The sequence below is a fragment of the Parendozoicomonas sp. 2304DJ65-17 genome (assembly GCF_058148445.1).
The window spans coordinates 184886-198134 of record NZ_JBYVJV010000008.1; the positions used below are offsets into that span (position 1 = coordinate 184886).

Sequence of the window (13249 nt, forward strand, 5' to 3'; positions counted from 1 at the left end):
CTTGTATTAACTTCTGGGTTTAAGCGGATTGAGAAGGGCTTGCATCTTTGGTGTGAGCCTTTTTTATTGGCAGCTTATATAACCGCTGACAGAGTCGTTCATAGCGCTCTTTTCCATAATCTCTCATATCTTCACACCCCGCCCCGGTTTTGTATCTGGCCCAGACTGACCAGAGCAGGTCCTGAGCCAGTTGCCAGGTTTCCAGAGCTTCTGATTCCTGAGCTGAAATCGGGCGCCCCAGATACTCAGATAGAAATATTTTGGTTTGCACGGGTCTAAGGCTGGCTTCCAAGGTGCAGGCCGCAAGATCAAAAAGAGGATCATTGCATCCGGAGTATTCCCAGTCGATAAGGTAAAGCCTGTCTGTTGCCATAATAAAATTGTCTGGCAAGGTATCGTTGTGGCAGAAGCGATAAGGCGTACAGGGCAGTTTTTGAATACGCCTCAGAACAAGTTTTTTTGTTGTTTCATAGTCCTTGGGGCTCTCGGTGGAAGTGCTGTCGGCCAGCTTTTCATACATCTCGAGTTTGGCGTGATAATTAAAGGACGATGCCGACTCCGGTGGCTGTTTGTGTAGTCGTGATAAAACAGCGGTAATCGTTTTCCTGTTGGGGAAAATGCCATCAGCTTTCAGTGTGTACCCTGAAACAAACCTGGAAATTTTAATTCCGGATTTCACATCGAAATACAGTGTGTCTGTATCCAATTCTTCATTTTTAATTATCTTGAGGTGTCTTTGTTCTGCCTCCCTGTCAATCATCTCATTTGCTCCTTCGCCGGGAATGCGAAGCACATAACTGTGAGCAGAATATCTTGGATCATTTATGGTCAGTTTATAGTTGTAATTGGTCAGCCCTCCATGAAGTTCTTCCTGCCATTGAATATCTTTTTCTGAGATGCCGAGCGCTTTGGTGATCTGATTCAGTTGCCAGTCTGAAAGGCTTATGGGTCGCTTGTGGGGAGAGGTGATATCTTGCGCTGGAAACAAACTATTTGGTGAGAGTGGCCTGGACCGGATATCCATAATTCCTGCTCGCAATAATCATTGATCAGGATTTGGATGTTTTATGGAGGAATTGGTGCATAACCAGAGCGCCAGTTTTCCTGTCAAGAAGGCTACACAGATCATTGCGCCGGCTTTCCTTTAAGGCGTAACCTACTGTTTCTTGTAATTTAAACTGCAGTAAAGTGAGCCGGTATATGACTCAGCCGTTCTACCCCATCGGTACTCCAGGCCAACCTTGGACTGATGCAGAAAAAATCAACTGGCGTGAACAAACCACCATTAAACGCAGCTATGCCGATGAGGTGCTTGAGAAAATCAATGCTCTCTCAGATCGCTTTGAACGCATTCAGTATGGTACGTTGAGCTATGACGAGAACCGTTACCCGCTGTTCGCCCTGAAAAGCCACAACTGGGATGCATCCCGCCCCAAAGTTCTGATCACCGGTGGTGTGCATGGTTACGAAACCAGTGGTGTGCAGGGTGCTCTGAGATTCCTTGATACTCAGGCCAAAAGTTATAAAGACCAGTTTGATTTTCTGGTGCTTCCCTGCGTTAGCCCTTGGGGTTATGAAATTATTAATCGCTGGAATCCGTTGTGCGTAGACCCTAACCGTTCCTTTATGCCCAACAGTCCATCGGAAGAAGCGGCAGCGGCGATGGACTTTGTGGCTTCCCAGAATGTTGAGTGGCTGGTTCATCTTGATCTGCACGAAACTACGGATTCCGATAAAGATGAATTCCGCCCAGCGCTCATGGCTCGTGACGGCAAACCTTTTGACCCTGCCAGTGAACTGATTCCCGATGGTTTTTATACGGTAGATGATACTGATCGCGACCAGCCTGGATTCCAGAAAGCTATTATCGACGCTGTAAGAGAAGTCACCCACATTGCTCCTGCGGATGACAATGGCGAAATCATTGGCAGTAAGGTTATGCAGGAAGGCGTGATTCACTATCCAAAGAAAGAGTTGTTCCTTTGTGGTGGTATGACTGACGCGCCTTACGTGACTACTACAGAAGTGTACCCAGACAGCCCACGTGCAACGCCGGAAGAGTGCAATCAGGCTCAGGTTGCGGCCATCAAAGGCGCGTTGGGTTATGTGATAGCTAAGGGTGAGTAAACGTATCCTTTAGTTTGATAGATGCCCGCTTCTGCTTTGAAGCGGGCATTTTTTAGTGGGCTTTGGTGCGGGTTTTTCCACAGCGGGAGCATTTGTAGGTTGTGACCAGCTTGCCCTGCTTTACGTCGAATACCTTCTCTTTATCCACCACCCATTTATGCAGATTGTTTTTGCACATGGTTTTGCCTCTGGCTTTATCTTTCAGAGACGGTTTTTTAAACGGCAGAATATCGGCCATTCGGTCATCCTATTGGCGACTCAGCAGAAGAGTCAGGGCATGCTTGGAACTTTCCTGCATATTTCGGCCAAAGGCAATATTGTTTTTCTGTCTGCGAATCCCCGCTTTGCGCATTTTTAATAGCAGGCGAGGCTGAACACCATTCAGCACCAGGCCTATATTGCGCTTCTGCATATCTATCAGAATATTTTCAACGGCCACCAGTGCTGTCATATCCAGCATGTTTACATCTGTCATATCCAGAATCATAACCCGAATATGGTCATCCATTTTCTGCAGCTCGTTCAAGGCTTTCTGGGCTGCGCCAAAGAAAAGTGGGCCGTTGATATCGTAGATGGCAATGCTGGAAGGTAGGTTAATGGTTTCGTCAGGTACTTTTGCTGAATACAGGTTAACTGTGGACAGATTACTGATGCGTTTAATCAGCAGCAGGCCTGCCAGCAGCATACCGACGGTGACAGCAATCACCATATCGAAAATAACGGTGAGGCCAAAACAGGTCAGCAGAACCGCAATATCTTCTCTTGGTGCCACCTTAACAATGCGCACAAAGTGATGCGCTTCACTCATATTCCACGCCACCATAAGTAGCAAGGCAGCCAAAGACGCCATAGGAATATGGGCCAGCAAAGGTGCCAGCAGTAAAACAGCTAACAGTACAAACAGCGCGTGAACAATAGAAGCAATTGGAGATGTAGCGCCACTGCGAATGCTGGTGGCCGTTCGGGCAATAGCGGCTGTGGCTGGAATGCCGCCAAAGAATGGTGCCACAAGGTTGCCTATTCCCTGACCGATCAGTTCGCCATTGGAGTGATGACGGGTGCGAGTCATACCGTCTGCAACAACGGCGCAGAGTAAAGATTCCAGAGCCCCCAGCATGGCAATGGCAAAGGCTGAGGTCATCAGTTCACGAATCAATTCAAAGCTGAGGCCAATAGGCTGGCCGCTGGCATCGGGAAGATTCCAGGGCAGAATAAAGCGTGGAGCAACAGGTGGAATACCTGTTCCGGAAATGCCATCCACTTCCCAGCTGAATTTACTGCCGATAGTAGCAATGGTTGCGCCATCAATATTATTAAGAACCAGCCATGCTGTACTTGCGCCAATCAACAGTGCAGGAAGATGTGGTGGTACAGAAGTTTTCAGACGTCTCCAGCCAAGGAAAACACCCAGAGTGATGACTGCTGTTAGAGTGTCCCACGGGCTAAGCTGGGGCAGTGATGTGGCAATTGTAGATACACGGGGAAAGAAGTGCTCGGGTATGGCAATGTGTGATAACCCGAAGAAATCCTTTAACTGCAATGAAGCGATAACAACCGCAATGCCTGACGTGAAGCCAATAGTGACTGGGTAAGGCACATATTCAACCAAACGACCAAGTCGGCACAATCCCATAATAATTAGAATAATACCAGCCATTAAGGTGGCTACAGCCAAACCGCCAGCGCCGTACTTGGCGGTAATAGGCAGCAGAATAACAACAAAGGCAGCAGTTGGTCCGGAAATATTAACTCGGGAACCACCGGTAAGAGCTATCAGAAAACCAGCGACAATGGCTGTATAAAGGCCGTATTCCGGAGCAACACCACTGGCAATAGCCAATCCCATTGATAGAGGAAGGGCGACAATACCGACGGTCAGGCCAGCCAGAATATCTTTACGAAGACAAGACAGGTCGTACCCCTGTCGAAATGTATCTCGAAGAGCAGTAGAAATCATTGATGTCATTAAGTCTGGAGAGAGGCCTGAAACTTTTCGGCCTTAAGGATTTATTATACGGTGGCCGTATATTGAGTGATATACGAGCTTGTGGAAGTGTAAGGGTGTGTATCCGCAGTTTTGCAGAGGGCAGAGATGACTGGTCAAACAGCTTTAATCGCAGGAAGTTCTGGCGCAGTGGGCCGCCATGTTCTGAAATTTTTACTGGAAAACGCTAACTATCAGAAAGTCATCAGTCTGGTACGCAGACCATCGGGAATTACCCACGCAAAACTGGATGAAAGAGTGGTCGATTTTGATGCCCTTGAATCAGTAGTGTTGGATGAATTGGTCAACCATGTATATTGCTGCCTTGGAACAACCCGAAAGCGAGCTGGTTCTGCCAAGGCTTTTCGTAAGGTCGATCTCGACTATGTTCTGGCACTGGGGCGCTTGAGTCAGTGTTGTGGCGCGGAAAAGTTTGGTGTTATCAGCTCTATTGGCGCAGGCAAGAATAGCCGCGGACTGTATCTGCAAACCAAAACCGAGATGGAGCAGGGTTTGAAAGCTTTGGACTTTCCTTCGCTGTTGGTTTTTCGCTCAAGCCTGCTTTATGGTGAGCGAGATGAGTTTCGGTTAGGTGAGCAGTTAGGTTATTGGGGGTTAAAAGGATTTGGCTGGTTGCCGGGGTTGCAGCGCTATCAGCCTGTTGCAACGAAAAGTGTTGCCAGAGTTATGGTTGAAGAAGTGAACCAATCTAACTCAGCGGCTTTAAAGGTTGTTGAAGGTTTGGCCTTTCATAGAGCTACATGATTGCTGATGGCGTTATTCGATTGCCATTGTCAGTAAGGTTCTTATGGCGATAAATGCCATAAACCGGTTGGCTTCTGTGTCCATGCTGAAGTAAATCTGCACAGTAAGCTCATCACGTGTTTGAAAGTAAAGAGGCATAGAAATGTGGGTGTAGCCATGATCTGTGCTCATTAGAGCATCTGAAACCTTGTCCAGATTCTCTTTTACCTTGTCACTCCACTCTATAGATTTTCTCAGGCTTTTTAATTCATTGTCGTTCAATTCAGTCAGTTTGTAGGAAATAGTGTCATCCATTTCAACACAGCTCCCTTCTACTGCAGTTTGAACCATTTGGCTGGATAAACCAGACTGGTAAACCATTGGAGAGGTAGGTGGAATTTTGTGAATTTCGGCGTGTTTTAACTTCGTTTGTTCTGGCTTACAGCCGGCCCTTTTCTTAAGGAACTGATTCTGACGATGTTCTCTTCTTATGGTCCAGATAGCCTTTTTTCGTTGCTCACGCCTTTGCTGAGGGCGGCCCCAGTTTTTATAGAGTTTTGCATGAGCGGGGAGCCAGTCTGGTGTCTTCATAATATTGTCTGATCTGCACATTGAGAGGTTAAGACAAGTGGGCAGATAGAAGTGTTCAGTTGGGCTTTAACGGCTTAGTCAGTACAGCTAAGCAGTTTCTTGATGAAGATGTGTTATTTCCGATATAAACCTGCTGAAACGAATCTTGTTCCAACAGGTTTAAAATTCATAGCAATCAGGCTGCTTTACGAGACTCAGACTTCTCTTCATTGTTTGCTGACAGTTTTTTGTTTTTAGCTTTCATACTGCCATAAACATTAACAAGAGCCCCGGCCATAATCAGTGCACCGCCAGCCAGTGTCCAGAATGAAGGTGTTTCACTGAATAGAATCCAACCCAGTACAAGGGAAAAAATGACTTGTATGTAGGAGTAAGCAGTCGCTTTACTGGCTGTTTCAGTTTCCATGGCTTTGGTCAACCCGACCTGGCCAATCTGGGTAAAAATGCCAACCATAACCAGCATAAAGATCATAGAGAGATCAGGTACAACAAAGTTATCCCCCAGCAGAAGAAGGGATACAGGCAGGGCAATCAAAGGAAAGTAAAGAATAATAACCGAGCTATCTTCACTCTGGCTGAGACGACGGACAATTACATAAGCCACCGCACTGCCAAGTGCTCCGGCCAGTGCTGCCATAACACTCAATGTTGGCAGGTCGCTTGGTGTTCCGAATATAAACCCCGGCCTCACCATAACAATCAAACCTGCAATACACATGAGAATACACACCAGCGTTGATGTCTGTATTCGTTCTTTAAGGAATACCAGTGCCAGTACAGCCGTAAATATGGGGTGCAGGTATTGCAGAATTGTAGCTTCGGCCAAAGGGAGAGTTGATACCGCGTAGTACACACAGATCAATGCCAATGTTCCTGCCACACCACGGGCAAAAAGCAAAGGTCTGTTGTATCCCAAAAGTGGAGTGTTCCTCTTCATAACAAACAGGTAACTGATGACCAGAGATACCAGTGCCCGTGCCGCGACGATTTCCAAAATAGGGATACCATGATTGCTGACTACCTTCACGCAGCTGGTCATCAAGGCGAAACCCAGAGCCGAAAGAAGGATGTAGCGCACTCCAGTGGGGAACATATTTTTGTGAGTCAAAAGAGGCCACATGTTTTTGTTAAAAGTACTGCGATGTTCTTGCGTTTCCAGAAGAACTCCAGGCGGCGACGTTAAAGCAAAGCTTTTTAATTCTCAATTGCGATACGCCGAAGTATTTGAAAATGCTTTGAGCTAAATCTCCGTTGGTACAACAAACATTCTTGTCACTGACGCAAACTGTTTTCCCTTAAATTTCAAACCAAAGAAACTGGTTGTCTTCCATGACTGTCAGACTCTATTCATCAGCACCAGAGGGAAGGCGCAATGAAGATGGGCAAAGTTATTAAGGTGATCTTTGAAACCGGCAAAGCAGCGTATGAAGTCGGTGAGGGGAGAGTGCTCCTATGATTACTTCATTTTCCAGAACTCCCACGCCCGATGATTCTGCATTGGAGCCTCCTTCTCAAACTGATGTGTCTGAAGAGCTTCAGGGTGCAGTGATTCCAGATGACCCTACGGATGACAATAGGGATGAGGGTGATCAGGCCACTGCAATCAGTCACCGTAAGGTTCAATTTTATGAACTGGAGCCTGAGTTCGTTGGTGCTTCAGCTACAACTCTTAGCTACTCGGATTTCACCAGATTGTTGATAAAGGAGATTGAACCGTTTCTTGGTATCCAGCCTTACCCAGGCGAATCTGATGAAGATTTCAAAGTACGTGCTAAGGCTGTTACAGCCTACAAGTCTGGTAAGGCTATGATGGGGCTGGATACGGCTCTGGTGAAAACCATTAAAAACGAACATAAATTTCTTAAGTTAGCCGTTCCTTTGAGGTGCTCACTTCTTATGTCCGTGGTTATGGCCAAATTTATGCTGAAGGATCAGGAAGGTGTCATGGAATTTATCCGTTTGCTGTATACGGATTATCAAGAATATCTCGATGATTTTTTTGAAGTACTTTCGCTGTATCGCACGTACAGCTTTCAACCAGAGATGCTCGAGCATCATGAAAATATGGAACACTTGTGTAGTTTGGCGGCTACTACGGAGTTTATGCCAGCTGTCTGGCTGGTAGCTCGAATGGCATTGAATCCAAAGCATTGCCAGATTTCTCCCGGAAAAATTATGGATATGTTGGCCAGGCTGGACGGAACGAAAGATGTGAATTGTTTTGTGCTGACTGCATTTGGTTTGCAGGCAGATGATTTGGATATTGCCTTTGAGATTGATACGGACGATAACCAGACTGAATTCCATCAGGCTTTGTGGGTTTTTTCCTCCGTATTCTCTAAGCGACGAGAGCCTTATTGGGTAGGCCCGGAGGATGGTTTTTCACCAAAATTGCAGGCTGCTCTGTGTAATACGTTGCAAGAAACTGTGGACTCTGAACATGCCCCGGATGTTGCAGATGCTTTTTCAACACTAGGTATCACAGTTCCCCAGGCCAGAACCCAGGAAGGTCGTTTGGCTATGCAGTTTATGACGGCAATGGTTGGGTTGGGTGTAGGCGTTGGAGATGTAGAAAAGGCCTATAAAAATCGTGACCTGACAAGGTATCAACGAGATATTGCCGGTTTGGTTTTGGCCTGGCATATGAAGAGACAATTTATTACCCGTAAAGCGGATCCATTCGGATCAGCTGACATTCTGGAGAACATTGCCAGAAGAGGACATTTTCCGTTGTTGTACCGTGATGCTGCCCAGATTTATGCCGGATTTGGTCGTTACAGTGAATCAATTCGCTGTCTGCAAGCCTTGCTTAAAGCATCTATTCCAGGGCCGGTCAGGGAAACGGTTCAAAACCAGCTTGAATGTTATGAGCTGGCCTATGAATCGTCCCGGTCGGCATCTTCGGTGCCAAAAAGGGCGACCGCTATCGTTAAAAGAAAAACTGCCAGTTTTGAAGAGTCGTGGTTACCTGATTCACTGAAAACATCTTCTCAGAAATCCCCCAAAGGTCAGCGACAAAAAGAACATTCAAGCGGGAAAAAGAAAGGGATGGGGAAAGGCCCAGGTGGTGGGCAAAGAAAAGGGCGGGAGGAGACTAAGAAACGTTCTGCTCAACCTGTTTCAAAAATACCAGTAACTGTTGATGAAGTACCAACGTTAGAAGAGCCACAGTTAACTCTTCAGCAGGTTTCAGAGCAGCCAACAGAAACAATAGAAGTTGTAAAAACTGTTAGTACAACTCCTGCGATGTTCGAGCCACAGGGTGGATGGCTGCCTGATCAATCCCCGGTTGTTGGCCGTTTTTTCAGCCAATTAAACCCTTTGAGGGATGCCTGCGATTTGAAAGGAGAGGCGGAATGCATAGGAGAATGGCTGAGCCGAGAACGTGGCCGTGATATGTACGGCAGGGTGTGTGAAGAAGCTTGTTGGTTATATCTCAGGCAGCTGGAAATGCCTTTTGATAGTTTTGAGCTGTTGCCAGGGGATCATGCCGAATCCAGAAAAGATTTGTTTCGTCTGGCAGGCCAATGGCTGAGCCGGACAGAAGCCTGTTATCTCAAAGTTGTTCGTGGTTCGGGAAGCAATCCGGATGAGCTTGCTGAACTGATAGTCAAGCGTTACCAGATGTGCCCGGAGTTAAGAGGCCAGGCTGAATACTGCAAACGTTTGAGGTCTGTTTGTTCATCCCGAGGGCATCTTTATTCATTGCTCGCCGCTTATGATACCAAGCGCAAAAACTATAATAAGAATGCCGAGCGATACCGAGCATTCTATAAGCTTAAGGTTATTGCTGATCCGGATTACTTCCGTGGTAAAGCCTACGCCTGATTTGAGCTGGGAGATATGTGATGGAGTTGTTCGGCTGCCAGAAGAATAGAAAAGCCTTCTTTCAACGGCTCAAGGGACATTAAAACATCCAAAGGTTATGATTCGAGTTGAATTGGGCGTTATAGGGCTCCCTTTACGTTCATAAGAGTGATGAACCGTAATAAACGGTAACTGGAAAATAATAATTATGTGGCGGTGGATTGCTGTATTAGCTCTCTGTTTTGGGCTTTATCAATGGTGGAATGAGCGAGCTATTGAGCATGGTCCGGGTGTGCTTGTGAAAGAAGAGCCGGAACAAAGCCGTTTATATAACTCTGACCCCATTCATCACGAAGGTTACAAAATTCAGCCCTTGGCAGAGTTTTCTCTTGAGGCCAGAGTGCTGGGTCGTGAGGATTATTCTATAGGGCGGGAAGCCGAACTTTCTCCTGTAGATCTTGCCTTGGGCTGGGGCGTGATGTCTGACTCTTCGGTTCTGGAGGAAATCGATATCAGCCAGCGTGGACGGTTTTACTATTGGCGGGTTCAGGAGTTTCCGGTTCCCCGTCGTCAGATAGAAACACAAAGTGCCAATATGCATATGATTCCGGCTTCTGATTATGTGGCAGACCGGCTGGATGATGTGGTGGAAGGCGATATTATCGAGTTACGAGGAAAACTGGTGAAAGTGGAAGCTGCGGATGGCTGGCGCTGGCAGAGCAGTTTGACCCGTAACGATACCGGTGGTGGAGCCTGTGAGTTGATCTGGGTGGAAGACTTCCAGATAAAGCAGCTATAACAATAGCCTTCTGTTTATGGGGCTCTGGTATGAAAGTTCTGGTGGTTTACGCGCACCCTAACCCGGAAAGTTTCAATGGTGCACTTTATCGCTCGGCTTGTGAAACCTTAAGAAAAGCAGGGCATGACGTACAAACCTGTGACCTTTACGAGGAAAACTTTGAACCTCGAATGTCACGTTCTGAGCGCCAGTGTTACCAAGAGAAAGGAAATGCCACCGGGCTTGAGGATCATATAAGCAAGCTAAAGTGGGCCGAGGCTCTGGTTTTTGTCTATCCCACCTGGTGGATGGGTATGCCCGCAATTCTGAAAGGTTGGTTGGATAGGGTCTGGTTGCCGGGAGTCGTGGTAGATATTGGTCCCGATGGTTTAAAGCCACTGTTGACCAATATTAAAAAGATAATGGTAGTAACCACTCAGGGCTCTTCCCGCTGGCGAATGATGGTGATTGGTAATCCACCCCGCAAGATGTTTTGCCTCAGTATGAAAGCCGTTTGTCGTTGTCGGGATATTGAGTGGCTGGCTATTTACAGTATGGATTCTTCCTCAGACCTAGAGAGAGGCAAGTTTCTGGAAAAAGTACAGTCCCGGTTACGGCGGTTTTAGGTGGTAATTATTTCAATCTTTAAAGAAGGCCCATAAGTGGCGAATTGAGGTTTTTGGCCAGTTTCTCATTTATTGTCGGAGAGCGCGACTACAGCCGCCGCGCTGGGAAACATCGAGATTCTAAATAACTCAATGGAAATGAGTTAGGCGCAGGTTATATTCCCTCACATATGCTTGAACAAGCTTTTTGGCAAAATCAACCATAGAGGGTTGGTTATCCATATAGATGAGAAGTGTTCCAAAGGATAATGGAGCGGCGTCTATCGTCTGTACCAAAGGATTGTGCAGTTTATCTGCTGCTTGCTGCAAGGGCATGGTACATGTGTCGTACTCTTACCAGTGGTCTACGGATAGCAAACTAGCTGAAGTTAGATGGGTACCCAATAGCAGAACTCCATATAGGCTGGCACCGTTGGTCTTGATATCACGGACGAACTTATCTTTACATCTTTCTAAGGCAACATGTTCGACGCTACTTACCCCTGCACTTCTGTTCATAGTATTTGGTCTGGGGGGCAAGAACCAATCAACCAGATCATCTGTATTATCTGGAATGACGAGAGGTTGCGGGCTCTTTGTTTCTGTACCTTGAAAACCACTATTACCCGTTAGCACATTCCTTGATGCTTCTCGATTCCTCCTTATGACCGACGGGAGCATCATTAACTATATGCTGATAAGTATCACGAACAGAGGTGTTAGGCAGTGTATATTTTCTGAGACCAGTGAGGTTTTTCTTTTGGTATCTGGCACTAAGGATTCTTGACCTATGCCTGAGCATAAAAATAATGTTAGATAAATTTTTGCTAGGTACTACAAGAGTTGTATTGGCGCTCGTAATACTTCGAGCAAGTTTTTCTGCGAAAACTTCTAATCATAATAGAGGTGAATCAGGGGCACTGAGGACTGTTTGAAGTTATCGTTCTAATGTGATGATAGCTCTGTTATCAGCGTTTTAAAACGCACCTGACTATCATCGTCAAGCAGTCTTAATATCGGTTGTTATTTGATGGGCGGAATCAAAATAAGGACTCATGATGTATTTCAAGAGTGTATCTAGTTAAAAATAAGGTTTTTGTTAGCCTTTGTCAGTTTTGTGTAATAATAAATCAGTTAAAATGTGACCTGATTCAAAAACCATAAAGACATTCTTATTAAAAATAAAAAAAGGACTGTCATGTGAATATCAAAAAGCTGTACGCAGTGAGGCGTCAATCATATCTTGTGTGTGGAGCTTTTCTGGCATCGGTTTGGGCAACCCAAGCTGTTTCGTTTGATTTGGTAGATGTTGTGAGTAAGGCCAGGGAAAATGATGCGGGTTACCTGTCTGCTCATCATAAGCATAACTCCGATGTAGAAGTGTATCGTCAAGCCCGGTCTCGACTGTTGCCAACGCTGTCTTATCAGTACGAGGATCGTACGACAGATCAAACAATTCTTGAGGCGGATAACTCCGTGTTTGCCAAGGGGAGCGACAAGTTTGATACCAAAAGTCAGGGGTTCACGCTCAAACAACCCATCTTTGACTGGTCTATCTGGTCACGATTTCAACAATCAAAGTCAACTGTCAGCCGGGCTGAGGCTGAATTGTTGGTTGCTGAGCAGGATCTTTTACTAAGGGCTTCTGAGGCTTATTTTCTTGTCCTGGAAAGAAAGGATCAGCTGGCTACGGTGAAGGATGAAAAGGCAGCGCTCAAGCGTCACTTTGACGCGGCGGCTCGCAGAAAAGAATCTGGTCTTGGGCGTTCTGTCGATGTTGACCTGGCAGAAGCCCGTTATCTGGAAGCTTTGGCCAAAGAGGCGGACTTGGATAGTCGCCTGATGGTGAGTAAGTACGCGCTGGCTGAAATTATCGGTGAATTACCAGCCCCATTGAATGATCTTTCTGATGACGTGGAATACCAGACTCCAGCCCCCGCTGATGCAGGAGAGTGGGTGGAGAGTGCACGCACTGTTAACCCAGCGCTGATCGCGTTGCAGTATGCGGTGGATGAAGCTTCTCGAGAAGTCAGTGCCCGGCGGTCAGGCCATTATCCAACAGTTAACCTCACATACACCGATGGTAAAAGAGAAACGGGTGGGTCGCTATTTGGTGGCGGCAATAAGCTGAAAACCAAAGAATTGGTGATGACAGTGGACGTGCCTATCTTCCAAGGGCTGTATGTCAATTCCAGAGTGGAACAGGCTTTTCAGGATCAGTTTCGGGCTGAGGATGAATTGAATAAGTTGCGTCGTGAGAACGAGCGGGAAGTTCGTGATGCTTACCAGCAAATATTGGCCTCCATCGTGCAGGTTAACGCATTAAAGCAATCCGTTGCCGCTCAGCAAAGAACACTGTCTTTAAAGAGCAAAGGCTATAAAGCTGGGCGCTTTAATTTGCTGGAAGTACTTGATGCACAAAAAGAACTTGCTGCCGCACAGCAATCATACACCAAGTCTCGCTATGACTATGTGTTGAATACGCTTCGCTTAAAGCATGCGGCAGGCAGGCTGGAACAAAAAGATATAAATGCCATTAACAGTTGGTTAAAAACTGTTTGATAGGGATTTGCTTCCTGGAATGGGGCCAGGTTGATAAAGGGAGAGGGGAAT

General features: G+C 46.4%; 11 protein-coding genes. 6 read left to right on the forward strand and 5 right to left on the reverse strand.

Going from position 1 to position 13249, the window contains the following annotated elements; translation table 11 throughout:
• Positions 1-19: 19 nt before the first annotated feature.
• Positions 20-1024 (reverse strand): choline/ethanolamine kinase family protein, encoded by a 1005-nt coding sequence (locus tag ACY2RR_RS18770; protein WP_490109710.1) that lies wholly within the window; start codon positions 1022-1024, stop codon positions 20-22.
• Positions 1025-1200: 176 nt separating this feature from the next.
• Here ACY2RR_RS18770 and ACY2RR_RS18775 point away from each other — a divergent pair, with 176 nt between their 5' ends.
• The gene (locus ACY2RR_RS18775; RefSeq protein WP_490109711.1) at positions 1201-2127 is read left to right on the forward strand and encodes a M14 family metallopeptidase; all 927 of its coding nucleotides are present in this window, start codon (positions 1201-1203) and stop codon (positions 2125-2127) included.
• 52 nt (positions 2128-2179) lie between these two features.
• Here ACY2RR_RS18775 and ACY2RR_RS18780 read toward each other — a convergent pair whose 3' ends face one another.
• Together ACY2RR_RS18780 and dauA are read right to left on the reverse strand one after the other, a co-directional pair.
• Positions 2180-2365 (reverse strand): hypothetical protein, encoded by a 186-nt coding sequence (locus ACY2RR_RS18780; RefSeq protein ID WP_490109712.1) that lies wholly within the window; start codon positions 2363-2365, stop codon positions 2180-2182.
• Positions 2366-2374: 9 nt separating this feature from the next.
• Positions 2375-4093, reverse strand: a complete 1719-nt coding sequence (gene dauA, locus ACY2RR_RS18785; RefSeq protein WP_490109713.1) for a C4-dicarboxylic acid transporter DauA — start codon at positions 4091-4093, stop codon at positions 2375-2377.
• A gap of 126 nt (positions 4094-4219) precedes the next feature.
• On the opposite strand from dauA, the gene ACY2RR_RS18790 reads away from it, so the two are divergent.
• The gene (locus ACY2RR_RS18790; protein ID WP_490109714.1) at positions 4220-4876 is read left to right on the forward strand and encodes an NAD(P)H-binding protein; all 657 of its coding nucleotides are present in this window, start codon (positions 4220-4222) and stop codon (positions 4874-4876) included.
• Between the two features lie 12 nt (positions 4877-4888).
• Here the strand turns inward: ACY2RR_RS18790 and ACY2RR_RS18795 are convergent, their stop codons facing one another.
• Positions 4889-5170 (reverse strand): hypothetical protein, encoded by a 282-nt coding sequence (locus ACY2RR_RS18795; RefSeq protein ID WP_490109715.1) that lies wholly within the window; start codon positions 5168-5170, stop codon positions 4889-4891.
• 451 nt (positions 5171-5621) lie between these two features.
• Positions 5622-6554, reverse strand: a complete 933-nt coding sequence (locus tag ACY2RR_RS18800; RefSeq protein ID WP_490109716.1) for a DMT family transporter — start codon at positions 6552-6554, stop codon at positions 5622-5624.
• A 344-nt stretch (positions 6555-6898) separates the two neighbouring features.
• Here ACY2RR_RS18800 and ACY2RR_RS18805 point away from each other — a divergent pair, with 344 nt between their 5' ends.
• The 4 genes from ACY2RR_RS18805 (at position 6899) to ACY2RR_RS18820 (ending at position 13198) form a co-directional block, all read left to right on the forward strand.
• The gene (locus ACY2RR_RS18805; protein WP_490109717.1) at positions 6899-9274 is read left to right on the forward strand and encodes a hypothetical protein; all 2376 of its coding nucleotides are present in this window, start codon (positions 6899-6901) and stop codon (positions 9272-9274) included.
• Positions 9275-9461: 187 nt separating this feature from the next.
• A complete protein-coding gene (locus tag ACY2RR_RS18810; protein ID WP_490109718.1) occupies positions 9462-10052 on the forward strand; it encodes a hypothetical protein in 591 nt (196 codons plus the stop codon).
• 29 nt (positions 10053-10081) lie between these two features.
• The gene (locus ACY2RR_RS18815; RefSeq protein WP_490109719.1) at positions 10082-10657 is read left to right on the forward strand and encodes an NAD(P)H-dependent oxidoreductase; all 576 of its coding nucleotides are present in this window, start codon (positions 10082-10084) and stop codon (positions 10655-10657) included.
• Positions 10658-11836: 1179 nt separating this feature from the next.
• Complete coding sequence (locus ACY2RR_RS18820) at positions 11837-13198, forward strand: TolC family outer membrane protein (protein WP_490109720.1); 1362 nt, start codon at positions 11837-11839, stop codon at positions 13196-13198.
• The last annotated feature ends 51 nt before the right edge of the window (positions 13199-13249 follow it).